A 26,977-nucleotide genomic window follows, 5' to 3' on the forward strand; every position below is an offset into this window, starting at 1 on the left:
ATTATATGTTTTGTATTAACTTCAATAGTTAACTATATTATTCTTCTACAAAATCCTTACTCGCTGATTCAAGAATTCTTCCACCCTTATAAAAAATACGAGAATAATATGGCTCGTTTAAATTACTAATTACAACACCCCTAGAAGATGAAGCGTGTGCAAAACGATTATCGCCTAAATAAACACCAACATGAGAAATCGTACGACCATTACTTCTAAAAAATACCAAATCTCCTTCTTTCAATTCATCTTTAGATAATGGATTTACTGTACTAAAAATATCACGTGAGTTACGTAAAATGGTTGTATTGAAAACTTTATCGTAAATAGTTTTGGTAAAAGCAGAACAATCTATTCCCTTTTTGGTATTACCACCAAAACGGTAAGGAGTGCCAATCCATTCGTAAATGAATTTATATAATTTTAAGTTAGAGGTTGCATCTACGGCCACACCCATCACCTGCGAAAAATATTGCGAGGCTAAATTATCTGGGTCTTCTAATTTGTTGGTTTCTTTTGTCTTGGTTTGAGCAAATACAGTAGATAAACTGCAAATGACAATAAGGGTAGAAAACAAAAACTTTTTAATCATGTTATACTGTTAAGTTTGGGTAAATGACACTTACACTTAAACGTACACCACTAGGGCTTATTGTTAGGGGAGCAAAAATAGATTATTTACAAATGTTATCCAAATGTATTTAAGTTAAAACCGAAAGTTATTAACATTTTACTCCTTTTTAAATGAAAAATAAGTATTGAACCGATTTATTTCAAGGTATTGAAATTTTTGAATTGTTAATAATTTATCAAATAAAAGGTAAAGTTTAAACAGAATATTATTTTTCTATTATTTTTAAGTAATTCTAAAATTTATTGTGATTGTAGTAAAGGGAAAAATATTAATTATACATATCCTTATATTGCAGTAAAATAAATATTTGATAATCTCGAGAACACGATTGAAATCTAGTAGTTTGACTGCTACATACGGATAATTTTACACTAATTCTTATCAGAAATTGCATAAAAAAAATTAGATTTGCTCTCACAAACAAAAAAATCAATACCTCAACATGAGTGCAGTAGAAATTAATAAGGATACCTATTTGAAGTGGTTTGAGTCGATGTTGCTAATGCGCAAATTCGAAGAAAAAACTGGACAACTATACGGACAGCAGAAAATTCGTGGTTTTTGTCATTTATATATTGGTCAAGAGGCGGTTGTTGCTGGTGCAATTTCTGCAATGGGACCAGATGATTCTATGATTACAGCTTATCGCGACCATGCACATGCATTAGCTTTAGGTGTGAGCGCAAATAGTATTATGGCTGAAATGTATGGTAAAATAACTGGTTGCTCAAAAGGTAAGGGTGGTTCGATGCACATATTCAGCAAAGAACATAATTTTTACGGAGGTCACGGAATTGTTGGTGGTCAAATTCCATTAGGTGCTGGTATCGCATTCGCGGAAAAATATAAAGGAACTAAAAATGTTAATGTTTGCTACATGGGAGACGGAGCAGTTCGTCAGGGTGCTTTAAACGAAGCATTTAACATGGCGATGTTATGGAAATTACCTGTAATTTTTGTTTGCGAAAACAACGGTTATGCAATGGGAACTTCTGTAGAGCGTACCACAAATATGACGGATATTTATAAAATTGGTTTAGGTTTCGATATGCCATGTGCTCCTGTAGATGGTATGGATCCAGTTGCGGTGCACAATGCAATGGACGAAGCTATTCAACGTGCTCGTAATGGTGAAGGACCAACTTTCTTAGAAATGAGAACCTATCGTTACAGAGGTCACTCGATGTCAGATCCAGCAAAATATCGTACTAAAGATGAGTTGGAAGAATACAAAGCAAAAGATCCAATTGAGCAAGTAAGAGAAGTAATTTTGAAAGAGAAATATGCTGATGATGCTTGGATTACTTCAATTGAAGAAAAAGTAAAAGAGATTGTAGATGAATCAGTGAAATTTGCTGAAGAATCACCATGGCCAGATGCATCAGAATTGTACAAAGATGTATACATGCAATCAGACTATCCTTACCAAGAAAATTAATAAAAACGCATTTCAATAGATATATATAAATGGCTGATATAGTAAAAATGCCCAAAATGAGTGATACCATGACCGAAGGGGTAATGGCGAAGTGGCATAAGAAAGTGGGCGACAAAGTTAAAAGCGGTGATGTTTTAGCCGAAGTGGAGACTGATAAAGCTACGATGGATTTAGAATCTTACTGGGATGGAACGTTATTATTTGTTGGCGTTGAAGAAGGTAAAGCTGTTCCAGTTGATGCTGTAATTGCCGTAATCGGTAAAGAAGGCGAAGATTATAAAGCTGCGCTTGAAGCTGAGGGAGGCGCTGCAAAAGCAGAAGCACCTAAAACTGAAGAAGCTCCAAAAGAAGAAGCAAAAACTGAAGCACCAACACAAGGTGGAGGCTTAGGTGAAGAAGAATTAGCTAAAAAAGGTGTTACAGTAATTCGTATGCCTTTATTAAGTGATACAATGACTGAAGGCGTTATCGCCGAATGGCATAAAAAAGTAGGTGATAAAGTAAAAGACGATGATATTTTAGCTGACGTAGAAACCGATAAGGCAACTATGGAAGTAATGGGTTACGCAACTGGAACTTTATTACATGTTGGTGTTAACAAAGGTGAAGCAGCCAAAGTAAATGGCATTATAGCTATTGTTGGTCCAGAGGGAACAGATATTTCTGGTATTTTGGCACAAGGTGATGCTCCTGCAAAACCGGTTGCTGATAAGAACACTGATGCACCAGTAAAAGAAGAAGCAAAAAATGAAACTGCTCCTGCAAAAGAAGAAGCGCCAGCAGTAAGTTTAAATGGTGGTCGTATAATTGCATCGCCATTGGCTAAGAAAATTGCAAAAGATAAAGGAATTGATTTAGCACAGGTTGCTGGTAGTGCAGAAGGTGGTCGTATCATTAAAAAAGATATCGAAAACTATAAACCATCGGCTGCTCCTGCTGCTAAAGCAGATGCTCCAGCTAGTTCAGAAAAACCTGCTGCTGCGGCTCCAGTAATTCCAACTTATGTTGGCGAAGTTAAATTTACTGAACAACCAGTTTCGCAAATGCGTAAAGTAATTGCAAAACGTTTAGCAGAAAGTTTATTTACAGCTCCACATTTCTATTTAACTATTAGTATAGATATGGATGGCGCAATTGCTGCTCGTACTGCGATTAACACTGTAGCTCCAGTAAAAGTTTCGTTTAACGATATCGTAATTAAAGCGGTTGCTATTGCCTTGAAAAAACACCCAGCTGTTAATTCATCTTGGGGTGGTGATAAAATCCGTTTTAATGAACATACTAACATTGGTGTGGCTATGGCTGTTGAAGACGGCTTATTAGTGCCAGTTGTTCGTTTTGCAGATGGTAAATCTTTATCTCACATTTCTGCAGAAGTAAAAGATTTCGGAGCTAAAGCAAAAGCTAAAAAACTACAACCGTCAGATTGGGAAGGAAGTACTTTCACCGTTTCCAACTTAGGTATGTTTGGTATTGATGAATTTACATCGATTATCAATTCTCCAGATGGTGCAATTTTATCAGTTGGTGCTATTCAAGCAATCCCAGTTGTTAAAAATGGTGCTGTTGTTCCTGGTAATGTAATGAAATTAACTTTAGGTTGTGATCACCGTGTGGTTGATGGTGCAACTGGCGCTCAATTCTTACAAACTTTAAAAGGATTATTGGAAGAACCAATCAGATTATTAGCATAGTCTATTATTTTCATCCTGAGCTTGTCGAAGGATCTCATAAACAAAAAAAGCTACCTCAACAGGGTAGCTTTTTTTGTTTCAGTGTTAATTAAAAATAACATTATCTTAGTTAAAACATTTTATTTCAGCGCATATGGATAATGTACTTAATCAGCCAATTCAATTAAGCCAGCGTACAGTTATTGTTGATGTACTTAGAGGCTGGGCACTTTTTGGTGTTGTACTCATGAATTATTTCGATTTCTTCACGCTAGGCAGAGATTGGACGAATTATAAACCAGATACCTTAACCAATATTCTTTTTTATGTTACCAGTATTATTTTTGCTGCTAAATCATGGACATTATTGAGCTTGCTTTTTGGTTATGGTTTCGCTGTTCTCATGAATAATATTAAAGAGAAAGGACATAATCCGTATAGTTTTTTTGCAGGGCGAATGTTTTGGTTATTGGTATTGGCTTTAGTTAATAGTGCCTTGTTTTTTGGCGATATCTTAAAAGATTATGCAATGCTAGGTTTGTTGTTGCTATGTTTTTATCGTGCATCTGCAAAAACTGCTTTCATCACTAGTTTGATTTTATTACTCGCTATTCCAGCACTTAACAGCTACATCTCTTCTTTAAATAATACCAATTGGTCAGAGGTACCCAAATTATTTCCGCTGTATAAAAGTAATAATCCAATAGATGTTTTAGGCTTTGGACTACAAGCTACTTATCTAGTGCAAATAATTAGCAAACCTTACTTATATACCGTTCATGTAGTGATGTTCTGCTGTTTTCTTTGGGGATTTTCTTTGTATAAAATCAATTTTTTTAATGACTTGCAAACCAAGAAAAAATGGATTAAAACCGCTTTTTGGAGTAGTTTGATTGTTGCAGTTATATTAACAGGATTTTCAATGTTAGATGGAAAATTGAAATGGAATGTTTCACAGTATTATAACATCAGATATTGGATAATTTTAAGCTCTATGCTTTTTATTGCAACTTCAATTTGTTGGTTGTATATATCAGGAAAACTTAAAAATGCTTTTGCAAGCATGGCTATTATGGGTAAAATGACGTTGACAAATTACATGACGCAAAATTTAATTGGCTTGCTTATTTTTTCTGGTTTTGGCTTAGGTATTTGGAACACCAAACCTCTTTGGTTTTACCTAATATTGGCAATAGTAGTTTATGTTGTCCAAGTTTACTTTAGCAAATGGTGGTTGTCAAAATATAATTACGGCCCAGTAGAATGGATTTGGCGACAATTGAGTTATCGTAAACGACTGCCACTTAAAAAATAAATCAACCAAATAAACTTGATATAATGAAAAAAATACTCTTAATCGCACTAGCAGTTGGTGTAATTGCCGCTTGTAAACAGAACAATAAAACTGGAGCAACCGAAAGCAATAAAAATTTTGCGGCCTTAACTGATCAATATTATGAAGAAGGCTTGAAATTAAGCCCTCTGAGTGCCACTTTTATTGGCGATGAAAGATATAATGATCTTTTGCCAAACGATGGCTCTGTTGCATATTTAGCAGAATCTAAGGCGTTTAATCAACGGTTTTTGGATAGTTTAAGTAATTATGACCGAGATAACCTAAATGATAACGATAAACTTTCTTACGATTTCTTAAAAGATCAGTTAGAAATGAATATAGAAGGATTTAAATATCACTCTGAGTATTTACCATTTAATCAAATGTTTGCCTTGCCCTTAACAATTGGTCAATTGGGTTCTGGGACAGGTGCACAGCCTTTTAAAACAGTAAAAAATTACCAAGATTGGTTAAAACGTGTCTCTGCATTTTCAGTTTGGGCAGATACTGCCATTGGAAATTTTAAAAAGGGCATTCAAAACGGAATTGTTCTTCCAAAATCGTTAGTAGTAAAAATGATTCCGCAAATGCAAAGTATGATCGTTAGCAAGCCAGAAGAAAGTTTGTTTTACGGACCAATTAATCTTTTGCCAAAGGATTTCTCAACTGATGATAAAAGGAGATTAACAGATGAGTATCGTGCTTTGATAACAACTGTAATTATTCCAACATATAAAAAACTAGGAGATTTTTTACAAAACGAATATCTACCAAAAGCAAGAACAACTTCAGGCTGGTCTGCTATGCCTGGAGGTGCAGCATGGTATGCGTATTTAGTAAGGCAACAAACTACTACTAAAAAAACTCCAGAACAGGTTTATCAAACTGGATTAAATGAAGTGGCTAGAATTAAAAGCCAAATGGATAGCATTAAAAACTTGGTAGGTTTTAAGGGAGATCTAAAAGCGTTTTTCGAATACATGAAAACGGATAAAAAATTCATGCCGTATAAAACACCAAAAGAAGTTTTAGCAGCTTTTGAAAATATACATCAACGCATGATACCGAATTTAAAAAAGATGTTTGCTCATGCACCAAAAACTCCTTTCGAAATTAGACAAACGGAGGCTTTCAGGGCTGCATCTGCAAGTGCAGAATACAATCAAGGTTCTGCCGACGGTAAACGGCCGGGTATATTCTATGTTCCAATTTTAGACGCAACGAAATTCAATATTACTTCAGGCATGGAATCATTGTTTTTGCATGAAGCTATTCCAGGACATCATTATCAAATTTCATTAACACAAGAAAATACTAGTTTGCCAAAATTCCGTCGTTTTGGTTTTCATAATGCATATGTAGAAGGCTGGGCGTTGTATTGCGAATCGCTTGGAAAAGAATTAGGCTTGTATCAAGATCCTTATCAACACATGGGCGCTTTAGGCGATGAAATGCACAGAGCAATTCGTTTAGTTGTAGACGTAGCAATTCACACTAAAAATATGAGTAGAGAAGAAGCCATTAAATACATGATGGATAATGAAGCCATTAGCGAAGAAGGCGCAACTGCTGAAATAGAACGTTATATGGGCATTCCTGCACAAGCATTAGGGTATAAAACCGGTGCAATGAAAATTAGAGAACTAAGAAACAAGTATGAGAAAGAATTAGGGGCTAAATTTAAAATAGCCGATTTCCATACTGAAGTTTTAAAAGACGGTTCTTTACCACTAAGCGTTTTTGAATCTAAAATGGATGCTTGGGCAGCTAAACAGAAGTAATTTAAATTAAACAGTCATAAGAGCAAGGGTTAAGAAAAAAGCGCCTTAATCCTTGCTCTTTGTTCATTAATCTTTTTTGTACTTTTGCGCCATGTCTATTACCAAGCCGAGTTTACCAAAGGGAACAAGAGATTTTTCGCCACAAGAGATGGTGAAACGCAACTATATTTTCGATACCATTAAAACTGTTTTCAAAAAATATGGTTACGCCGAAATTCAAACTCCAAGTATGGAGAACTTGCAAACTTTAACAGGTAAATATGGCGATGAAGGTGATAAACTGATTTTTAAGATTATTAATAGTGGAGATTATTTAACCCAAAATGTACTTGATAAAATTTCAGTGGTTACAAAAGACTTTTCGGATAATGAAGTAACCATTGCTAGAATTGATGAGGAAGAGGCATTAATGGGAATTGAGGCTTATAATATGGATTCAAAAGGATTTCAGAATGCATCAAGCTCCAAGGGACTTTATAAAAAAATAAGCTCACAGATTCTTTCTCAGATATCCGAAAAAGCACTTCGCTACGATTTAACTGTGCCTTTTGCTCGTTACGTTGTGATGCACCAAAGCGAAATTTCTTTTCCGTTTAAGCGTTTCCAAGTACAGCCGGTTTGGCGAGCAGATAGACCACAAAAAGGCAGATATAGAGAATTTTATCAGTGCGATGCAGATGTTGTAGGTTCTCCGTCGTTATTAAATGAGGCCGAATTTATTTTAATTTATCACGAAGCACTAAAAAACTTAGGCTTAAACGATTTCACTATAAAAATTAACAACCGTAAAATTTTATCAGGCATAGCCGAAATTATTGGTAAACCAGAATTAATTGTAGATATGACTGTTGCAATTGATAAGCTAGATAAAATAGGTTTTGATGGCGTAACAAAGGAATTGTTAGAACGTGGTTTCAGCAATGCTGATATAGAAAAACTAAAACCAGTAATCTTATTACAAGGCACTACAGATGAGAAATTGTCGAGCTTGAAATCGGTATTAGCAAGTTCGGCAATTGGTTTAAAAGGGATTGAAGAAATTGAAACTGTTTTCAATTATGTTTTTAAACTTACATCTTCCATTTCACATCTTCCATCTTCCATCGAACTTGATATAACCTTAGCCCGTGGTTTAAACTATTATACAGGCTGTATCTTCGAGGTTAAAACCAATGAAGTTGCAATGGGAAGCATTGGCGGCGGCGGTCGTTACGATGACTTAACCGGAATGTTTGGCTTAAAGGATTTAACTGGAGTTGGCATTTCATTTGGCGCAGATCGTATTTACGATGTGTTAGAAGAACTCAACTTATTTCCAGCCTCTGCAGCGCGAGGAACCAAAGTGTTAATTAGCAATTTTGATGAAATAGCTGAGCTATATGCTTTGCCAATTTTACAACAGTTAAGGACCGTGAATATCTCTGCAGAGTTATATCCATCGGCAGCGAAACTTAAGAAACAAATGAGTTATGCGGATGCTAAAAATATCCCCTATGTGATTTTAATTGGAGGAGATGAAATGAATAGTGGCTTGCTAACTTTAAAAGATATGGAAAGTGGAGATCAACAAAAGTTGGATATAGCTGCCATTATAGCAAAGCTGAAATAATTAAGATTTTCTTCCAACCTTAAGTAAAAGCGGAAAATGCACAGCTATTTGGTCATTATTCCCCCATGCTTTTTTTAAGTCTTCATAAATTAAAGCCATAGGATTCTCTCCATTTGCTTTAATATAATGTTGTAACGAAGACCATGTTTCTAAATAACCAACCAGTTGCTCGAAATTCCACTTGGTTAAAATTTCTAGTGTCGGACTTTCTATCTCTGCAAATGGAAAAGGAATATTAAGGTAGTTATCTTCAATATGTCTTCTTTCTTCATCCCAATAGTGGCCTAAAATATCTTCATATAAATAATGAACAACTTTATCTACGTCGGGATTTATATGCATAATGCCATAACCAATAGTGGCAAATAAACCATCTGGCTTTAAAACACGTTTTACTTCTGCAAAAAATGTATCAAATTTAAACCAGTGTATGGCCTGTGCAACTGTAACTAAATCAAAATGATTGTCTGGAAATTCGGTTTGCTCTGCACATTCAACCTTGTACTTAATGTTAGGTAATTGCGGAGCATTGATCAATTGCTTTTCACTGATATCTGTTGCGTCAACATGATTAAATTTTTTAGAAAGTTCTACTGCAACCTGACCATTTCCTGTCGCACAGTCCCAAGCGAAATCAGTTTTTACAACTTGTGAAAAAAGAAAATCGTAAAGCTCTTCAGGATACTTCGGCCTAAACTTAGCATATTGTGCAGATTGAACAGAGAAATTATCTTTCATTATTCATGAATTTAGATAAGTTATGTAAAGCTGTCGTTTGAATCTTCTTTTTCAAAAACCCTGTCCAACCCAGCAAAATACCAGTTATTCCTAATGCTTGCTTTGCCCAAGTATAAAAATCAAAATGATCTACATGCTTTGTGATTTTCCCATTTTCGAATTCGAAGCTTGCATCAATGCGATTTATTACTTTTTTACCAGTTGCAGAAAACGTATAATAAGCATCCCAATGAGCTTTGCCAGTTGTATCGTCGGCAGAAATATTGCTAAATTCTAATCTTAAATCTTTACCCTTTGAAATCAACATTTGCCACATTGCTTTTACTTGTTCTGCATTTAGATTTTTAAATACAGCATCGCTAAAAATAGCATTATCTGCATAATAAGCCTGCATGCCTTTATAATCCTTATTTTTAAAACAGGTATAAAAAGTATTGATGAGTTGTTCGTTCGCGTTCATTAGCTTTAGTTTTCTTAAATGTAAGAAAAATATTGCTGAGCGAAGTTCATTGGCATTGACTTAAGTCAACGGTAATTAATAGGTTTTCCCTGCAAGAATACCTTCAATTTTATCCAGAAGGTCGTCTATATCAAAAGGTTTTGCTAAAAACCCATTCGGTTTATGTGGGCCATGCTGAATATTTTGAGCGGTGTATTTTGCAGAAATCATGAGTACTGGAATAATCGCAGTTTTTTCGTTTGTGCGGATTTGGCTTAATAATTCTCTACCATCAGCATCAGGAAGCATAATATCAAGTATCATCAAATCTGGCTGGAAAGCATGAATATGCTCCATCATATTCGCACTTTTATTTAGCCCAGAAACTTTGTAAGCCTCACTTTGTAGAATTAAAGTTATCACATCTAAAATAGCGTGATTGTCTTCTATAACTAAGATGTTTTTGTACGATTTAGAGTTTTTTGCCAAGGCGTTAGTATATTTAATGTTGTTACAAATATATTTATTGCATTGATATTTTAAACTAAATTTATTTAAAGAAAATATGAGTAAATTTATTGTCAGATATTTATGATGAGCAAACATATGTGCGATAAATTATCTTTCTTTATTAAAAACAATTCGATATGAAAAGAAATGCAACAGCCGTTTGGAATGGCACAGGAAAAGACGGAAAAGGAACATTGACCACACAAAGTGGAACATTAAATCAGACACAATATTCTTTCAAAAGTCGTTTTGAAGAAGGTGTAGGTACAAACCCTGAAGAGTTAGTTGCTGCGGCACATTCTGGTTGTTTTACAATGAAATTAAGCTTTAATATTTCAGCAGAAAATATTACGCCAGAAGAAATTACAACCAAAGCTATTGTTAACCTTAATCCAGAAAAAGGAGAAATTGTGGACATACACTTAGAGGTAAAAGTTAAAGCAACTGGACTATCGAAAAGCAAATTTGATGAGCTTGTTGCTGATGCAAAGGCAAATTGTCCAATTTCTAAACTGTTAAATACAACAATAACTATTGAAGCTGAGCTTATATAACCTCTATTTCTTTTAAGTTAAAAAACGCTGTTTCAGTTTTCTGAAGCAGCGTTTTTATTTCACAGTTTTTAACATTAAAGCGATTTAAATATTATTAACTTTGAATCTCACTAAATGTGAGGTAATTAAATTTTTATGAAGAAAACCATCCTTTTAATTGCGCTTTTACTTATAAGTACAGTTTCATTCTCTCAAAATGTATTAAGCTTGTTTGGTAAAGCTAATCAGTTTTTCACTTTATTAGAAGAAGGCAAATTTGATACAGCTCATGCCTATTTTGCAGAAAGCGAACAGACCAAAATTTCTGTCGATAATTTAAAGCAACTTTGGGGTTCAGTAAAAACAAAGCTAGGTAAAACGGAATCTTTAGAGGCTATCCAGAGTAAAATACAAGGGCAGTATTATGTTGTAATTGTAAATGGGAAGTTTGAAAAGGATGAGCAAGACTTTATGCTAGCTTTTGATAAGAGCGAAAAATTAGTTGGACTTTTTATGGCTCCAAAAGCTGTGACATATACAAAACCTAGTTACGCAGCAGATACTACCTTATACCAAGAAAAATCAGTTTATCTTCAGTCGCCAGGTCATCAGCTTGCGACAATAATTACTACACCTAAAAATGTAAAAAATTTCCCAGTTGTTGTTCTTGTACATGGTTCTGGACCTGGTGATATGGATGAAACTGTAGGTCCAAATAAACCTTTAAAGGATTTGGCTTTAGGTCTTGCATCAAAAGGAATAGCTACGATACGTTATGTAAAAAGAACATTAATTTATCCAAATGATTTTGGAGGTGCGTTTACAGTTAAAGAAGAAGTAATGGAGGATGCCTTGGCTGCCGTTACATTGGCTAAAACCTTACCTGGAGTAGATTTGAAAAACATCTATTTATTGGGACATAGTTTGGGTGGAATGCTTGCCCCTCGTTTGGCAACTATGGCACCAGATTTAAAAGGAATTATATTAGCAGCTGCTCCAGCTAGAAAATTAACAGACATTATTTTAGATCAGAATAAATATATGTTTGAGCTTACTAAGGATACTACACAAGCCACTAAAGATAAATTGCAAGAGGCAATTGGTACAATAGAGCAAAGTAGAGTATCACAATTGGGATCTATGAAGCCAGACTCGCTTGTGATAGGTTTGCCAGCATCGTATTGGGTTGATTTAAATTCTTATGATCAGGTAGCTGTTGCGAAAAAAATAAAACAGCGTATTCTTGTTTTTCAAGGCGGGAATGATTTTCAAGTATCCGAAATCGATTACAATTTATGGAATACAGCATTGAGCAAGAAATCAAATGCAACATTGAAATTATATCCAGAATTAAATCATTTGTTAAGTCCGCAAACTGAAAAAGGAACAATGGCACAATATCAAGTTCCTGTAAATGTATCAGAAAAGCTAATTGATGATATTGCCATATGGATTAAGGGCAAATAAACAATTAGTAAAGCTACTATTAGAATTTTCCTTTAAAAAGCGTACCTTTGCACAAAAATTGTTTTACTGGGAGTTGCGTTTTAAAATTTTGCAATCATTTCATAAACAATAACATATAAAAAGGTTTATGAAGAAAGTTGGAGATTACAGAAAAACATTAGGAGTTACTAAAGCTACAGAATTAAAAGAAATCAAGAGTATTTATAGAGGCTTGATGAAAGATTGGCACCCTGATAAATTTAGTGCTGATGCAGAAAAACACACTGAAGCCGAAGAAAAAAGCAAAGAAATTATTGAAGCATATAACTTTTTATTAAGCATTGCACCAGAAACTTTGGAGCATGCAAAAGAAGAATATATTCAAACTACAACGTTATCAAATATTCAAGATTTTCAATATAAAGATCAAATTCTACGCATCGATTTTTTTGATGGTAGTGGTTACGAATATTTTGATGTGCCAAGAGCAATGTATATCAAATTAGTAAATGCAGATTCGCCAGGTAGATTTGCTAGAAGACACATCTTCAACGCATTCCCTTATCGTAATGTAAGTAAATTGGCAATGGCTTAATCAGCTAGCGTCTCAAAATATTTATCCCAATTCTTAAAAACGTATTCGTAAGCTAAAACTTCGGATACGTTTTTGCTTTCTATTTGTTTCCACTTTAAAAGTTCGGCAATAAATGATGGTTCCTCTAGTCCAGATACAATGCAAGCTTTCGTATAGAAATCTTTTCTAGAAGGATGATTTGGAGTTACTCCATGATATATTTCTCCAAATGCTTTTTGCTGAATAATGGTTTCGGTAATTCCAATGCAATCGTCTAAATGAATTAAATTAACTGGAGCTAAACCATTGGCTATTTCTTTTTTGCCAGCAAAATATTTTGCTAAATTTCTATTTGGCCCAATTAATCCCGCAAAGCGGATAATAGTTGTGGTGAAAGATTTGATTTCTTTTAAAAGATGTTCTGCATCAAGTATAGCTTTTCCAGAATCAGTATCTGGTTGAGGCAGTATATTTTCATTTACAACAAAATTTCCATCTTGATAAACCTTTGTAGAACTAATAAAAATAACCTGCTTAACTTTTGCTTTTGAAGCAGCTTCGGCAATGTTTTTAATTTTGATAGTAAAATCAGAAAGCTGGGGTGAATTTTTTTTCGGAGGAATGCTAATGATTAAAATGTCACAGTCAAAAAAACCAGCATCATATTCAGATTTATCAGCTTCGAAATTAACAAGGTAGGGTTGAATATTTGCAGTTTTAAAACTAGTTATTTTAGCTTCACTTGTAGTAGAGCCTTTAACTTCATACCCGTTTTCAATCAATTTTTCTGCTAAAGCAAAGCCATACCACCCGCACCCTAAAATGCTAATTCTCTCTTTTTTGTCTGTTTGATTGATTGTCATTTAATAAAAATGAATTTAAAGCAAGATAGTTTAATGAAAGCTAAACAATGTCATGAAAAAAGAAAATTTCTAAGAGAGGTATATTTTTTCCCTTTTGGTTGCAAACAATGAAGATTTATCTAATGATATGTTTAATTTTAATCGGAAACTAAAAAACAAAAAATGAAAACTACAATCAAAACCATCTTATTACTTTTTGTTGTATTAGGTACGTATGCAGACCTTAATGCGCAAACAGTTAAATTGCCACAAGCGAGCAGTGGACAAACTATTATTCAAGATTTTGGACTTGGAAAAATTACATTAATTTATTCTCGTCCAAATGTTAAAGGGCGTAAAATATTTGGGGGAATGGAACCTATGGATAGAGTTTGGAGAACTGGTGCAAATGCTGCTACAATAATCACCTTTACTGAACCTGTTAAAATAGAAGGACAAGATTTGCCAGCTGGCGAATATGGTTTGTTCTCTATCCCTAATACGAAAGAATGGATTGTTATTTTTAGTAAAAATGCTAAGCAATGGGGTGCTTATACCTACGATCAAAAAGATGATGTTTTGCGTGTCAAAGTAAAGAAGAATGTGTTAAAAAATAAAGTGGAAACTTTAACGATGCAATTTGCAAACGTAACAGAAAGTAAAGCTCAATTGCAAGTAATGTGGGAGAACACCACTTTTACAGTAAACCTAACAACTGATGTTGATGCGAAAGCAATGACAAATATTGCCGAAGCGATGAAAGGCGATAAAAAACCTTATATGCAATCGGCTATTTATTATTTTACTAACGGGAAAGATTTAAAAACTGCTTTAGGTTGGATGGTAGAAGCTGATAAAGCTGACCCAAAAATGCCTTGGACTAAGTTATGGTTAGGTAAAATGCAGTTAAAATCTGGCGATAAAGTTGGTGCTGCTGAAAGTGCAAAAGCTGGTATCGCCTTAGCAACTACAATGAAAAATGACGAGTATATCAGGTTAAATACGCAGTTATTGGCAGAGACTAAGAAATAAGTCTTGAGTCGTTAGTCTACAGTCTTGAGTTAATATTTAAACCGTTTCAACTTGGGTTGGAGCGGTTTTTTGTTTAGAATGCAAGCATGTTAACTCTAACCTATTTGATTGTCTTCTTTATACTAGCATAAGCGGTCGTAACTTCCAAGTAAGATTCGTAAAAATGTTTTTCTCCATTTATTGAAGGAGTAGGGAATAATATGCTGGTCAGATAGTATGATTCTTCCTCAAAATCAATTTTATAATAATAGAAATCATTACAAATTGTAAGCCACCGTGAACCTAAATAAAATGGGGGGTTGGCTTTATGAAAGGAAAGTCTTTTGATATCAGAGAATTTCTTTTCTAGCTGTTTACCATCTTTTGAAATGGAGATGGTTTTTTGATGATAGTCGATTTCTATACGCAGATAGTTGGTTGCTTTGAGGTACTGTAAAAACAAGTTTAACTGTGGAAAACAAAACAATAGCCAAATAAAAATGCAAAAAAGAATTAATGCGTCTCCTTTTGGCGAGTCCATAAAAAATGCCTTCAATAAAATAGGAATCAGAAGAAACGAAAATAATATTACCCATTTAAGACTAAACATCTTGCCTTTCGTAGTCATTCTGTAAATCATTTTTTAAATCTAATCAACTGAATTATATAAGCAAAAATAACCACCAATAAACAACCAATAACATTTAACCAAAGGTACGCGACTACTTTGTTGTAGCCACAGATACAAACTATTATTTCTGAGAAAATTGCAGCATAGAACACGGATTTTCCGTTAATTTTCTTTAGATAAAAAGCGACAATAAATACACCTAAAATTGTTCCGTAAATAAAGGAACCTAATATATTCACGGCTTCTAATAAATTGCCAATTTTACTTGTAAATAAGGCCATGACAATACAAACTGCACCCCACATAATGGTTGCCCAACGAGATGCTTTTACATATTGTTGATCTGTTGCTTCTTTATTAATTAGTCTTTTGTAAATATCTACCACACTGGTGGAAGCCAAGGAATTTAATGCGCTTGCGGTAGAACCCATCGATGCTAGAAAAATAATGGCAATCAATAAACCTATTAATCCCTTTGGTAAATATTGAGTAACAAAACTTAAGAATACATAATTATTGTCGTTTGTAGCGCCATTTTTTTCAGCATTCTTATCATTTTTAATCATTAAATCTGTTAAGTTTTTGCGAATGCTTTTTGTCTGATCATCTGCTTTTTTTACAGCGATACGTTGTTGGTTAATTGCAGTTTTATTGTTCTGATCTAGAATTCTATCAAGCTTAGTTACTTCTAACTTTTTGGTTTCAAAAGACTTGTTATAATCGTCGTTTATCTTTTTCAGCTCAGCTTTGTATGGGCTTTGTTCTAATTTATTTAACTCGTATTTATTAAAAAATAGCGGTGGTTTATTGTATTGATAAAAAGTGAAAACCAAAATCCCAATTAATAAGATTAAAAACTGCATCGGAATTTTTACTAAACCATTCATCAACAAACCCAATCTACTTTGGCTTACTGATGCACCCGTAAGGTAGCGCCCAACTTGACTTTGGTCAGTGCCGAAATAAGAAAGTTGAAGAAAAAACCCGCCAATTAATCCACTCCAAACGGTGTATGGATTATCCCAATCGAAATGAAAATCAATAGCATTTGTTCTTCCCATTTTTCCTGCAATAGCAATAGCTTTACCAAACCCAATATTTCCTGGCAGGAGGTGAACAACCATAATTCCAGCAGCAAATAAACCACAAAAAATAATGCTCATTTGTAAGAGCTGTGTATAAGATACAGCTTTTGTTCCACCATAAACAGTATAAAAAACGACTAAACTTCCAATAAATAAGGTTGTATAGGTGGTATTAATATTTAAAATAGTTGATAAAATAATAGATGGTGCATAAATGGTAATTCCGGTTGATAATCCCCTTTGGATTAAGAATAAAAATGCAGTTAAGGCTCTTGTGTTTAAATCGAATCGTTGTTCTAAATATTCGTAAGCCGTATAAACTTTTAAGCGATGAAAAATAGGCACAAACGTAATGCACAAAACAATCATCGCCAATGGCAAACCAAAATAAAATTGCACAAAGCTCATACCCGATGAGTAAGCTAAGCCAGGTGCCGATAAAAAAGTAATTGCACTTGCTTGTGTAGCCATCACCGAAAGGCAAACGGTATACCAAGGCAAACTTTGATTACCCAATAAATAAGCCTGCATACTTTGTACGCCTCTACTTTTGTAAACGCCGTACCCCACAATAGCTAGTAAGGTTGTAAATAATACTGCCCAGTCTACATAGCTCATTCGAAATATTTAGTGAAAGCGTAAAACAATGCAATCAAAAAAGCAAGCCATAGAATTAGTAATCTATAAAATTGTTTCCAGGTTTTTACAAATGGAGGTAATTCTTGCTCTGGTTGCTTTTCTTCCATAATTAGGGTTGTTTTGGCGCTAATAAATTTGCAAATAATCGATAAGCACCAGGCACACCTGCAGGTAATTCTCTGAAAAAAACTAAAGAGGTGTATACAAATTTGCCTTTGCCATAATTGGCGATGAGTAAAGAACCATCGCCAGCAGAATCTCCTGTATCATTCATGCTTAAAATTGTGGTGTATTTTGGATCGATGTCTGATGCAAAGTAAATGCCTCGCTCTTGCACCCAACCTTCAAAATCTTTAGCTGTTATTTTATTAGGATAATTTAAAGCTGGATTTGTAGGTGCCAGAAAATTAACCTTAGCATCTTCTTCGGTTACTCTTTTAACAGAAAGTTTAAAAGGATAAGGACCAATATTTTGTGTTTTTAAACCGTTATTTACATTGTATTGAATTAACAATGTCCCTCCGTTTTGTACATACGCTAATAATTTAGGTTGTATTATTTTCACTTCGTTGTTAATGTTGTACAAACGAACGCCCGTAACAATCGCATCGTAAATGGAAAGGTCGTTATTAAGAATTTGTGCGGTGGTTAAATGCGTTACTTCATAACCAATTTGTTTTAGTGCATCGGCTACTAAATCGCCAGCCCCATCAATATAAGCAATGCGTTTGCCAACAATTTTTAAGTCTACTTTTTCTAATCTGGCGCTAGCCTGAGGAAAGATAGTAATGTTAGGAATATGCTCATAACTAATTATCTTTAAGCTTTTATCATCAATATTCCCATTGGTATTTACCTGTAAAATTAAATTTCCGCTGCTAGTTTCATTCCCCGGAATAATGGTAAAATTCACAATTTGTTCATCGCCTTTTTTCTCTAAATTGAAGTTAATTTTTTCGGGATTACTCTTCCATCCCTTTGGTACTTGAGGAGTTATGAAGCCAGTGCTATTGTTGCGAAAACTTTTAAGTTGAACTGTAATATTTTTAGGTGAATTACCATTAAATAGATAAGCTTTTTCACTCATTGTGGCTGTAACAACAGGTGCTATAACTAAGGGCTGATAACGTTCGCCACGAATAGGGTCTGTAGATTTAAAAACCACAGGACTATTCAATTCGATTTGCTGGCTATCCATTGTTAATTGAATTTTAACACTCAATGATTTTGGATTTTCGGGAAAGCCAACATCTTGCTGAGAATCTATTACAAATTGTCCAATGGAATGATTTTTTGTTAACCAATACGGCTGAGTACTATTAGCAATCGAGGTTGCAATTTTATAATCGGAAACTACCAATTTATTTTGTTCGAGTTGAATGGGTTTTTGATTAGCAATTACTAAAGAAACATCTTTTGTTCTGGCAATTGCCTGAATTTTAACTGGAATTGAATCGCCAACGGCATAAGTGTTTTCTAAAGCATCGGCTTCTATCCAAACTCCAGCACAGGCTAAAATCAAATCATCCACTAATTGATGATTAAAAGAAATATCCTTGGTTGCATTTTTAAGTTTTAATAAACTCGGTAAAGAAAGCCAAGGTGCATTAACACGATAATTAGCTTGAATTTCTGATATTAAGGAAGTTAATTGTGTATTTTCTATCGTGGTATTTATTCCATCAAAAAGCGAGTTTTTAGCAGGTTCACCTGCAATAGGACTAAAATACTCGAAAGCTTCGCCACGTTGTAAAGTAGAACCAAAGCCTTGGCTTTTATGATTTGTACGACTAATCGCTGCAATTTCACCATAGCTTTTACCCAAAAGCGGATTGTATAAACCTACATCTATTTTAAGTTGGTCGGCTGATGTAGTATTCGTTCCTCCAAAATTAAAAGTATTCCAAACTATTCTTTTTGTTTGCCAAACTTGCACATATTTCAATTGCTCAGGAAACCTTTTAGGATCTGCAGCTGCAGAAAAAGCTTCTCTAGCTAAAATTGCTGAACCCGAATGATGCCCATGCCCAGCTCTAGCATCTTCAGGAAAACGAGTAATGATAACATCCGGGCGAAACTTGCGAATTACCCAAACCACATCGGCTAAAATTTGTTCTTTACCCCAAATTTTAAAGCTTTCTTCTGGAGTTTTAGAAAAACCAAAATCGTTTGCACGAGTAAAAAATTGTTCGGCTCCATCAATCTGGCGAGCTGCCAATAATTCTTGGGTTCGAATTAATCCTAGCAATTCTGCCTGTTCGTTGCCAATTAAATTTTGTCCGCCATCACCCCTAGTAAGCGATAAATACCCTGTTCTTACTTTTTGCTCTTTTGCCAAATAAGCTAATAATCTTGTGTTTTCATCGTCAGGATGTGCTGCAATATATAATACACTTCCTTTAACGTTTAGTTTAGAGATGCCCAATGCAATTTCAGCAGCATTCAATTGTTGCATTTGAGCTTTTAAAAGGAAAGGGAATACTAAGAGTAAAGCAAAAAAATAAGCTCGACAGTTCATAAGGTTTGGTTATAGCACTAAATTAATTAAAATTTAACAGAACAAATGGAAGGCACATTTTCTTTACGTAACAATTTGCCTTACATTGTTGTTGTATAGCCGAAGAAAGTGATTTTATACCTTAATGTGTAATTAGTCGTTAATATATCATGAATAAAATATTTTTAATTTGCCTTTTGGCCGTTGGTTTCTCTTCGTGTAGCATTAACAAGCAAGCTCAACAAATTAAAGCATTAGAACAATGTGATTATAAACTAATCGATGCATCTAATATCACACTGGCTGGTACAGATGTGAAAAAATTGATAAATGAAAGGTCGGTTAATCTAGTAAGCATTCCAGCTTTGGCATTAGGATATTTAAGGAAAGACATTCCATTAAGAGCTAATTTAAATCTTCAAATTACCAATCCATCAGGCACTTTAGCGGCTATTAATAATTTCGAATATATCATTCTCATTAACAAGCAAGAAATTGCAAATGGCTCCGTAGATCAAAGAGTTAGTATTGATGCTGGCAAAAGCGTTACTGTACCAGTTCAATTAAATGCTAATATTTATCAGTTTATAGCGAACGGAAAAGTTTTAGATGATATTACTGCATTTTTAACTAGCGCAAGTAAAGGCACAGAAAAGAAAGGGATGGTTACACTAAAAATTAAACCATCAATACTAGTTGGCAATAATTTAGTTAAATATCCAGGGTATATCACCATTGATAAAGAAGTAAGCAGTAAAATTTTATTGTAAAACTTAACTCATCACATTTATTCTAGCTTTCGTCACATTTCATAAAATAATCTGCTAGTAATTATCATTTTCGATTAATGATGTTAATCTAACCTACGAGATAATCGTAACAAAGTTGTTAAATCTTATTTTTTATCAACTAATTTTTTAGGTTTGATGTAACGTTATAAAAAACTTGGTGTCTTTTAGCTGTTTATCCCATTTTATGAAAAGAATTTTACTAGCCTTCGCTTTACTATTATGTGCTAATTTCTTGTTTGCTCAAAAAGGAAGTATTACAGGAGTTTTATTAGATAGTACAAATCAAAAACTCACATTAAATTATGCTACAATATCTGTTTTTAAAGGAACAGACACCATTTTAACGACCTATAAATTATCTGATGATAAAGGCGTATTTAAGATTTCTAACCTCGAAACTGGAATAAAATATCGCTTAGTAATTAATGCTTGGATGTATAACGTTTTACGTAAGGAAGTAACGTTATCGCCAACTGCTCTTAATTTAGATTTAGGAAAATTATTGCTTTCAGGAAAAACGAATAACCTAAATGAAGTGGTCATCAATTCGGAAAGGCCGCCAATAATTGTTCGAAAAGATACCATAGAATTTAATGCAGAATCTTTTAAAACTCTGCCAACTGCAGTAGTGGAAGATTTGTTAAAAAAACTGCCAGGAGTTGCAATTTCATCAGATGGATCGATACAGGTAAATGGAAAAACAGTAAGCAAGATTTTGGTTGATGGAAAAGAGTTTTTTGGTGGAGACCAACAAATGGCTACCAAAAATTTACCTGCAAATATTATTGATAAAATTCAGGTGAGCGATGATAAAGAAGCAAAGCGAAGAGACCCAGATCTATTGGCGGGGAATACACCGCAGGTCATAAATTTAAAACTGAAGAAAGCAATTAAAAAAGGAGCTTTCGGTAAGTTGTATGCAGGTGGTGGACCAAATGATTTGTTCGAAACTGGTGGTATTATGAACTTTTTTAGAGACACTACGCAAGTAAGCGTTTTGGCTTATGGAAATAATGTTAACAAACCCGGATTTAGTATCGGTGATGTTTCCCGTATTGGAGGATTTAGTAGAGCAGGTATAAATTCAATCATGATTAATAGCGAAGGAGGTTTTGAATTAAATAATATTGGTTTTGGAGGAACTTCCACAGGTGTGCAACAATCTTTAGGTGCTGGAGCGAATTTTAATACCTTAACCAAAAATGGGATCAAGATTAATGGGAAATATTTCTTTGGACAAGCTAAAACTTTAATCGATCAACTGGTTGATGTTGACCAGAATTTAGGAAGTGAAAAACAATACACAAATACAATTTCAAATCAACAAAACAAAAGCTATAATCATAATTTTGGCGCAAGAGCCGAATGGAAAATAGATAGCTTAACAGAATTATCTTTTGAACCAACGGTTACGCTAAACATTTTAAGAAATTTATCAGGGCTCCAAACCGAAAACAGAAATACTACTAATGACTTAATAAATAATGGCTTAACCAATTCCCGTTTACGGAGTGATAATGCAGATTATTCTTTATTAACTAGTTTATGGAAAGATTTTAAAAAGGCAGGTCGCTCGTTAAATACCAGCGTTAGTATTACTAAAAAAGACAATTTGAGTGATAATTTTAACAACTCAAGCAGCAATTTTTATTTACCAGCGCCACCATCAACATTAGTTATAGATCAGTTAAGAGATAATAATATTAGAAATTTCGGGGTTTATTTGAGTGCGAATTATAATGAACCGATCAGTAAAAAATTGCGATTAAGTTTAGCTGTTGGAGCAAATTATTTGGATAATGAAAATGCGCTTTCTACTTTTTATAAAAATCCACTTAATCAAGCGTATGATGTTGAAGTACCAAATTTGTCAGAAACCGTAACGCAAAGCGGATATAAATCGAACACGAGAACAAGTTTAAGATGGAAAGCTACTAAAGACTTAAATATACAGCCAGGCTTTGTTTTTAATACGATTGATTTAAAGAACAATTTTAGTTCGTACCCATCGTTTGAACAACATTATCAGTTTATAGCGCCTTCATTAAACATTACGTACAAATCGTTAAATTTAAGTTACTCGCCTTCATTTAGAGAGCCTGATGTAAAGTACATTCAACCTGTTGACGATAATACAAATCAATTATTTGTTCAAAAAGGTAATCCAAACTTATTACCAGCTAAGTCCTATCAAGTCAACTTAAACCTTTATAAATACGACACAAAACGTTCGCTTAATTACAATCTAAATTCAAATGGAAGTGTTCAAAATAATGCTATAATTATGGCCAGAACTATTTCAAAAGGAGTTCAAACAAATACTCCAATTAATGCAGATGGTATTTGGCGTTTTTATTTAGGTGGAAACATTAACAAAGACTTTAAGAACGGCACAAGACAGTTTACATTTGGAACAGGATTTTATTCTAATTATACCCGCAACATTGTACAGGTAAATGACGTAAGAAGTTATGCTAATACTTTAGCTATTGCACCAAGAATTAATGGTAGAATTAATTTAAACGATAAATTTGAATTAGGAGAATCATATAGCGTTGCTTATAACAAAAGCACCTATGATGATGCATTTTATAAAGATTTAAATTTTTATACACACAATAGTGAAACTGAATTAATTGTCCGTTTACCAAAGAAAATGGTATGGGAAACTACCTACAAAATTCAGCACAACACTCAAAAAATTGCTGGCTTTAGCAACAATGTCGAAATCTGGAATGCTGCTCTTACTTTATTGTTTATGAAAAACGATAGGGCACAATTAAAGTTTGCTGTTAATGATATTCTAAATACCAACACAAGAAGATATATCTCTATAAGTGAAAACTCAATTCGTGATACACGTACAAATAACTTAGGCAGACATGGTTTGGTTACGTTAACCTACAATATTCAAAATTTTGGCGGTAAAGTAGGCGGTAAGGATACATTTTTTAGATTTTAGATAGGGCAGCTGACCATTGTCCATTAGCATTAAGTAAAAGTCAGTTGACAATTGTTATTTGTCAACTGACATTGTACAAAAAACAGTTGACAATTCTAAAAATACAGTTGTCAATTTCTCTTAGACGGTTGACAAAACAAAAAACACAGTTGTTTATTTCTGTTTTACAGTTGTCTATTTAAAAAACACAGTTGTTTATTTTTCTTCGACGGTTGATAAATTAAAAAATACAGTTGTTTATTTCTGTTTTACAGTTGTCTATTTAAAAAACACAGTTGTTTATTTTTCTTCGACGGTTGATAAATTAAAAAATACAGTTGTTTATTTTCTTTTTACAATTGTCAATTCAAAAAATACAGTTGTTTATTTTTCTTCGACGGTTGATAAATTAAAAAATACAGTTGTTTATTTCTGTTTTACAGTTGTCTATTTAAAAAATACAGTTGTTTTATTTCCTTTTGCTAGCCGAAAGATGCTAGTGCAGCGCATTTCGAACTATAAGATAAAACAGATTTGAACCGAACTTTTAAAGTTCTTGAACAGCACTGTTTGATTGGTTATACATTGGCAAGAGGCAACCAATGACAGCAAGAAACGCAGTAGTAAGAACGTTTTTAAATTTAAGGATAACGGCACATAACATCAGATTTTTGCAATAAAAAGGACTATTTAACTAGTCTTATCATTGTTTTAAGCTAAACTTTTGTTCATCTTACGTTATGCCTAATGAAAATCTATATCCAGAATACCAAAAATTGTTTACTGTATTTAATTCAATTTACCCATTAACTGATGAGCTACAAAAAGCCATAGTCAATGAGAGTGATATTATACACGTTGAAAAGAAAACGCGATTATTAAATGCTGGCGAAACCAGCAACATGATTTATTTTATTAATGTTGGTGCAGCGAGAGTGTATTATTTAGATAAAGAAGGAACAGAAATAACCTCTTGGTTTTTAGTTGAAAATGAACTGCTCATTTCTGTGTATAGTTTTTTTACTGGCCTACCAGGATTTGAATATATAGAAACCTTAGAGGACTGCACTTTTGTAGCCTTAAAGCGTGATAAACTAAATAAACTTTATGAAAAGTATTTAGAGCTAAATTTCATCGGCAGAAAACTTACAGAGTTTTATTATATCCGTAATGAAATTCAAGCAAATGAATTAAGGATGCTAACAGCAAAGCAACGTTATCAGCAATTATTAACAAATAACCTTAAGTTGTTAAATAGGGTTTCATTAGGTCATATAGCTTCATATTTAGGCATCTCTCAAGAAACGTTAAGTAGAATTAGAAAGCAAATTTGATTTTTTGACATTTGTCAAAAGCTTTAGGAAAAACATAATCTAGTTTTGGATATAAACATTAACCAAAACTATTTATGAAAAAATTATTACACCTTAAAGATAAAAAGAGCAAGCTCTTAATCTTTAAAATTGTTCTTCTATTATTTATTGGCTCTTGTACAAAGGAAAATTTTAAAGAGAGTGACCAGCAACCAAAAAAAACATTGGCTGAAAATTCTCCTGATTTAAAAAATAGATTAGCTGAAATTAAAAGAAGTTTTTATTCGAGAAAATTAGATCTTAAATTAAAAACAAACATCGATACAAGTTTAATCTGGACACCAGAATGGGATAATCCACATATTCAAACAATTAATGACAGTGTTTCATATGTATTTTATCCATTGATAGGCCATCTTTGGAGAGATGGTAAACTGTATAAAGCCCAAGAATCGGGAGCGAAATCTTACATTATCGTAAAAAATGAAAAATATTATTTTCGTGGTAGGTATTATCAGCCTAATAATCAGAATACCATTAAATCTGTTGGCAAGTTAAATGAAATCAATACTAAAAATTTTACTGGTAAGCTTTTTCTAAGCAATTTAGAAGTTAAGGAAAATTATGTTATTGATTATAAAAATGGGGCTATCAGCGAAGCATATCGTAAAAATGGCGAAGTAACACTCAAAAAGCTACAATCAAATAGGGGTGCTACTTCATACTTCGAAAATTATTGTCACACCGAAATAAAATCATGTACGTATGTTACCTATTTTATGAGTTGTACTGGTGGTTTTGTTATCGAATATAGCTATGATTGCCAGCAACCCACTTATTGTCAAGCTTCGGTTTGGATATTAACTGATTATAGTATAGAGAATATATGTGAAAGTGTTTGGTTTCCTGATCCGCCAGAACCAATTGATCCAGGTAATGGTAGTGGTGGAGAATCGACACCAGATATAGAAACGAAACAAGATTCTCTTCAGAAATATTATCCATGTATGGTAAAAGAAGTGCTAGATAAACTTTTGGCTAATAGCACATATGGGAAATTAATACAGCCATTTCAAAGCATACAATTGCCAAATGGTACAACCATTAATATCCCAGGATTACCAAATTTAACTTTTGGATTTTCAAGCCAACCGTATGGAGGTACAGGAAATAATTATATGTTAGGAAATACAGGCCGAACTGCTCCTACTTTTAGCGGTACAAGTTCTCAAATTGAATTTAATAGTTCGGCCATAAATAATGCTTCAAAACTATTTTTGCAAATGGCTACTATACACGAAGTAGCTCATGCATATGCTAATTATTACATTAAAATGGGCTCATATGGCGTTCCTGTAGATACTACCAGATATTCAACTTGGGCTATGGATGTTATAAATTTTGAATCTATCGCTAAAAGTGAGATTAATGGAGCAAATTTTAATGATCACTCATTGTTTATAGAAAATTATGTAGATAATTTTGTGAAAATATTAAAAGATGTTAATGGAACTAGCTATACTGATAAGCAATATCAAATGGCAGCAATTTATGGCTTAAATAATCCTGGCGATAGAACTTATAATTATCTGGGAATTGGTGTTGATTTATACTCTATTTATAAAGATAAACTAGAAAAATCTTATAATAATTTATTGACTAAGTTTGGCATTACTGCAGCTGAAAGAGATGCTTTTTACTTAGCCAATCTTATGAATGTGCCAACAAATAAGAAATTACCAACAAATTGTCCTAATTAATACGCCTAATCATGAAAAAAATATTTTTAAGCTGCTTATTTATACTTCTTATCCATCATGCTTTTTCACAAGGAAACGGAAAGATCTATTTTCTGGCTGATACGCTAAATACATCAAAAAATAATCAGGTTTTACGTATCGAAAAAATAAGTTTTTTTGAATATTCATTTATTTTCTATTGTAAATGTGCTTATCCATATAAAAGCTATGTCTCATTTTCTTATCTAATAACAAAAAAAGAACCTAAAGCGGAAATTGTATCGAAGAAACCAAATTACCCATATATCAGTTTTAAAGAACTAATGGATATTGCAGCAAGAACTCATCGTTATTTCGATACTACTTATGAGTTGTATATTACTGAAGTATTGCCAAATAAAAGGTACAGAACAAACAAGGTAAAGTTTAATAGCTATCCCGAGCCAATTAATGATGGTGTTATTATAAAACAGAAGTAGTACTAAAGAGATTGATGCATTCATTACTCCTGTTCGAGATGTAGCTCATCTCGAACAGGTTCATTAATTATTATGCTAAAATTAAATATGCTCGTTTCTAAAAGGATTATACAAGTAGCAATAACATCTTTATTGCTACTGTTTTCATCTTGCTCAAACGATAAGCCGATACAAGAGCAAAATATAGTAAATGATGTAACTCAACTCAATCCTATAAAAGTTAACAGTGTAATTGTACCTGCCACCTCGGAAGAAATTATAAAAGCAGTAAAACAATCTAGCGGTCCAATTTCAATTG

At 33.4% G+C, this 26,977-nt stretch carries 23 protein-coding genes; 15 read left to right on the top strand and 8 right to left on the bottom strand.

The genetic code is table 11. The features are described 5' to 3' along the window. Positions 1-37: 37 nt before the first annotated feature. Positions 38-592, bottom strand: a complete 555-nt coding sequence (locus tag WC622_RS02115) for a C40 family peptidase (RefSeq protein WP_372816818.1) — start codon at positions 590-592, stop codon at positions 38-40. A 484-nt stretch (positions 593-1,076) separates the two neighbouring features. Here WC622_RS02115 and pdhA point away from each other — a divergent pair, with 484 nt between their 5' ends. From pdhA to hisS, 5 genes are all read left to right on the top strand, one after another. Next, positions 1,077-2,072 carry a pyruvate dehydrogenase (acetyl-transferring) E1 component subunit alpha gene (gene pdhA / locus WC622_RS02120; RefSeq protein ID WP_372816819.1) on the top strand — a complete coding sequence of 332 codons (996 nt, stop codon included), beginning with the start codon at positions 1,077-1,079 and terminating at the stop codon, positions 2,070-2,072. Positions 2,073-2,101: 29 nt separating this feature from the next. Then, positions 2,102-3,766: a 2-oxo acid dehydrogenase subunit E2 gene (locus WC622_RS02125; RefSeq protein ID WP_372816820.1), complete on the top strand. Its 1,665-nt coding sequence runs from the start codon at positions 2,102-2,104 to the stop codon at positions 3,764-3,766. Positions 3,767-3,899: 133 nt separating this feature from the next. Continuing rightward, a complete protein-coding gene (locus tag WC622_RS02130) occupies positions 3,900-5,060 on the top strand; it encodes a DUF418 domain-containing protein (RefSeq protein ID WP_372816822.1) in 1,161 nt (386 codons plus the stop codon). A gap of 23 nt (positions 5,061-5,083) precedes the next feature. After that, positions 5,084-6,862, top strand: coding sequence for a DUF885 family protein (locus WC622_RS02135; RefSeq protein ID WP_372816824.1), 1,779 nt, complete (start codon positions 5,084-5,086; stop codon positions 6,860-6,862). Positions 6,863-6,953: 91 nt separating this feature from the next. After that, entirely contained in the window at positions 6,954-8,471 is a 1,518-nt protein-coding gene (gene hisS, locus WC622_RS02140; RefSeq protein ID WP_372816826.1) for a histidine--tRNA ligase, read from the top strand. Here hisS and WC622_RS02145 read toward each other — a convergent pair whose 3' ends face one another. The 3 genes from WC622_RS02145 to WC622_RS02155 all read right to left on the bottom strand — a co-directional run bounded on the left by WC622_RS02145 (position 8,472) and on the right by WC622_RS02155 (position 10,137). Next, positions 8,472-9,209 carry a class I SAM-dependent methyltransferase gene (locus tag WC622_RS02145; protein ID WP_372816828.1) on the bottom strand — a complete coding sequence of 246 codons (738 nt, stop codon included), beginning with the start codon at positions 9,207-9,209 and terminating at the stop codon, positions 8,472-8,474. Then, positions 9,199-9,669: a nuclear transport factor 2 family protein gene (locus tag WC622_RS02150; RefSeq protein WP_372816830.1), complete on the bottom strand. Its 471-nt coding sequence runs from the start codon at positions 9,667-9,669 to the stop codon at positions 9,199-9,201. The genes WC622_RS02145 and WC622_RS02150 overlap by 11 nt, the downstream gene beginning before the upstream one ends. 75 nt (positions 9,670-9,744) lie before the next feature. Next, the gene (locus WC622_RS02155) at positions 9,745-10,137 is read right to left on the bottom strand and encodes a response regulator transcription factor (RefSeq protein ID WP_372816832.1); all 393 of its coding nucleotides are present in this window, start codon (positions 10,135-10,137) and stop codon (positions 9,745-9,747) included. A gap of 158 nt (positions 10,138-10,295) precedes the next feature. On the opposite strand from WC622_RS02155, the gene WC622_RS02160 reads away from it, so the two are divergent. The 3 genes from WC622_RS02160 (at position 10,296) to WC622_RS02170 (ending at position 12,732) form a co-directional block, all read left to right on the top strand. Next, positions 10,296-10,712: an OsmC family protein gene (locus WC622_RS02160; protein WP_372816834.1), complete on the top strand. Its 417-nt coding sequence runs from the start codon at positions 10,296-10,298 to the stop codon at positions 10,710-10,712. Positions 10,713-10,847: 135 nt separating this feature from the next. Then, the gene (locus WC622_RS02165; protein WP_372816836.1) at positions 10,848-12,158 is read left to right on the top strand and encodes a DUF3887 domain-containing protein; all 1,311 of its coding nucleotides are present in this window, start codon (positions 10,848-10,850) and stop codon (positions 12,156-12,158) included. 127 nt (positions 12,159-12,285) lie between these two features. Continuing rightward, positions 12,286-12,732, top strand: coding sequence for a KTSC domain-containing protein (locus WC622_RS02170; protein ID WP_182923141.1), 447 nt, complete (start codon positions 12,286-12,288; stop codon positions 12,730-12,732). On the opposite strand, the gene WC622_RS02175 is transcribed toward WC622_RS02170, so the two are convergent. Beyond that, complete coding sequence (locus tag WC622_RS02175) at positions 12,729-13,574, bottom strand: NAD(P)H-binding protein (protein ID WP_372816838.1); 846 nt, start codon at positions 13,572-13,574, stop codon at positions 12,729-12,731. The genes WC622_RS02170 and WC622_RS02175 overlap by 4 nt on opposite strands. A gap of 162 nt (positions 13,575-13,736) precedes the next feature. Here WC622_RS02175 and WC622_RS02180 point away from each other — a divergent pair, with 162 nt between their 5' ends. Continuing rightward, positions 13,737-14,585, top strand: coding sequence for a DUF2911 domain-containing protein (locus WC622_RS02180; protein WP_372816839.1), 849 nt, complete (start codon positions 13,737-13,739; stop codon positions 14,583-14,585). A 100-nt stretch (positions 14,586-14,685) separates the two neighbouring features. Here WC622_RS02180 and WC622_RS02185 read toward each other — a convergent pair whose 3' ends face one another. From WC622_RS02185 to WC622_RS02195, 3 genes are all read right to left on the bottom strand, one after another. After that, positions 14,686-15,105: a hypothetical protein gene (locus WC622_RS02185; protein ID WP_372816841.1), complete on the bottom strand. Its 420-nt coding sequence runs from the start codon at positions 15,103-15,105 to the stop codon at positions 14,686-14,688. Between the two features lie 95 nt (positions 15,106-15,200). Next, positions 15,201-16,898, bottom strand: coding sequence for a sodium:solute symporter (locus WC622_RS02190; RefSeq protein ID WP_372816843.1), 1,698 nt, complete (start codon positions 16,896-16,898; stop codon positions 15,201-15,203). A 130-nt stretch (positions 16,899-17,028) separates the two neighbouring features. Continuing rightward, positions 17,029-19,374 carry a PIG-L family deacetylase gene (locus WC622_RS02195; protein ID WP_372816845.1) on the bottom strand — a complete coding sequence of 782 codons (2,346 nt, stop codon included), beginning with the start codon at positions 19,372-19,374 and terminating at the stop codon, positions 17,029-17,031. A gap of 212 nt (positions 19,375-19,586) precedes the next feature. On the opposite strand from WC622_RS02195, the gene WC622_RS02200 reads away from it, so the two are divergent. The 6 genes from WC622_RS02200 to WC622_RS02225 form a co-directional block, all read left to right on the top strand. Continuing rightward, positions 19,587-20,186, top strand: coding sequence for a hypothetical protein (locus tag WC622_RS02200; protein WP_372816847.1), 600 nt, complete (start codon positions 19,587-19,589; stop codon positions 20,184-20,186). Positions 20,187-20,391: 205 nt separating this feature from the next. After that, positions 20,392-23,169: an outer membrane beta-barrel protein gene (locus WC622_RS02205; RefSeq protein WP_372816849.1), complete on the top strand. Its 2,778-nt coding sequence runs from the start codon at positions 20,392-20,394 to the stop codon at positions 23,167-23,169. A gap of 719 nt (positions 23,170-23,888) precedes the next feature. Next, positions 23,889-24,482 (top strand): Crp/Fnr family transcriptional regulator, encoded by a 594-nt coding sequence (locus WC622_RS02210; protein WP_372816851.1) that lies wholly within the window; start codon positions 23,889-23,891, stop codon positions 24,480-24,482. A gap of 74 nt (positions 24,483-24,556) precedes the next feature. Further along, entirely contained in the window at positions 24,557-26,221 is a 1,665-nt protein-coding gene (locus WC622_RS02215) for a hypothetical protein (protein WP_372816853.1), read from the top strand. A gap of 11 nt (positions 26,222-26,232) precedes the next feature. Further along, positions 26,233-26,679, top strand: coding sequence for a hypothetical protein (locus WC622_RS02220; RefSeq protein WP_372816854.1), 447 nt, complete (start codon positions 26,233-26,235; stop codon positions 26,677-26,679). Positions 26,680-26,751: 72 nt separating this feature from the next. Next, positions 26,752-26,977: hypothetical protein (locus WC622_RS02225; RefSeq protein ID WP_372816856.1), on the top strand; the 226-nt coding region annotated here is incomplete at its 3' end.

The sequence above is a fragment of the Pedobacter sp. genome (genome assembly GCF_041662865.1).
Taxonomy (GTDB): Bacteria; Bacteroidota; Bacteroidia; order Sphingobacteriales; family Sphingobacteriaceae; genus Pedobacter.

Coding starts and splice junctions, on each gene's coding strand:
- WC622_RS02115 (WP_372816818.1), bottom strand. CDS start 592: ATGATTAAAAAGTTTTTGTTTTCTACCCTTATTGTCATTTGCAGTTTA.
- pdhA (WP_372816819.1), top strand. CDS start 1,077: ATGAGTGCAGTAGAAATTAATAAGGATACCTATTTGAAGTGGTTTGAG.
- WC622_RS02125 (WP_372816820.1), top strand. CDS start 2,102: ATGGCTGATATAGTAAAAATGCCCAAAATGAGTGATACCATGACCGAA.
- WC622_RS02130 (WP_372816822.1), top strand. CDS start 3,900: ATGGATAATGTACTTAATCAGCCAATTCAATTAAGCCAGCGTACAGTT.
- WC622_RS02135 (WP_372816824.1), top strand. CDS start 5,084: ATGAAAAAAATACTCTTAATCGCACTAGCAGTTGGTGTAATTGCCGCT.
- hisS (WP_372816826.1), top strand. CDS start 6,954: ATGTCTATTACCAAGCCGAGTTTACCAAAGGGAACAAGAGATTTTTCG.
- WC622_RS02145 (WP_372816828.1), bottom strand. CDS start 9,209: ATGAAAGATAATTTCTCTGTTCAATCTGCACAATATGCTAAGTTTAGG.
- WC622_RS02150 (WP_372816830.1), bottom strand. CDS start 9,669: ATGAACGCGAACGAACAACTCATCAATACTTTTTATACCTGTTTTAAA.
- WC622_RS02160 (WP_372816834.1), top strand. CDS start 10,296: ATGAAAAGAAATGCAACAGCCGTTTGGAATGGCACAGGAAAAGACGGA.
- WC622_RS02165 (WP_372816836.1), top strand. CDS start 10,848: ATGAAGAAAACCATCCTTTTAATTGCGCTTTTACTTATAAGTACAGTT.
- WC622_RS02170 (WP_182923141.1), top strand. CDS start 12,286: ATGAAGAAAGTTGGAGATTACAGAAAAACATTAGGAGTTACTAAAGCT.
- WC622_RS02175 (WP_372816838.1), bottom strand. CDS start 13,574: ATGACAATCAATCAAACAGACAAAAAAGAGAGAATTAGCATTTTAGGG.
- WC622_RS02180 (WP_372816839.1), top strand. CDS start 13,737: ATGAAAACTACAATCAAAACCATCTTATTACTTTTTGTTGTATTAGGT.
- WC622_RS02185 (WP_372816841.1), bottom strand. CDS start 15,105: ATGGACTCGCCAAAAGGAGACGCATTAATTCTTTTTTGCATTTTTATT.
- WC622_RS02190 (WP_372816843.1), bottom strand. CDS start 16,898: ATGAGCTATGTAGACTGGGCAGTATTATTTACAACCTTACTAGCTATT.
- WC622_RS02195 (WP_372816845.1), bottom strand. CDS start 19,374: ATGCAACAATTGAATGCTGCTGAAATTGCATTGGGCATCTCTAAACTA.
- WC622_RS02200 (WP_372816847.1), top strand. CDS start 19,587: ATGAATAAAATATTTTTAATTTGCCTTTTGGCCGTTGGTTTCTCTTCG.
- WC622_RS02205 (WP_372816849.1), top strand. CDS start 20,392: ATGAAAAGAATTTTACTAGCCTTCGCTTTACTATTATGTGCTAATTTC.
- WC622_RS02210 (WP_372816851.1), top strand. CDS start 23,889: ATGCCTAATGAAAATCTATATCCAGAATACCAAAAATTGTTTACTGTA.
- WC622_RS02215 (WP_372816853.1), top strand. CDS start 24,557: ATGAAAAAATTATTACACCTTAAAGATAAAAAGAGCAAGCTCTTAATC.
- WC622_RS02220 (WP_372816854.1), top strand. CDS start 26,233: ATGAAAAAAATATTTTTAAGCTGCTTATTTATACTTCTTATCCATCAT.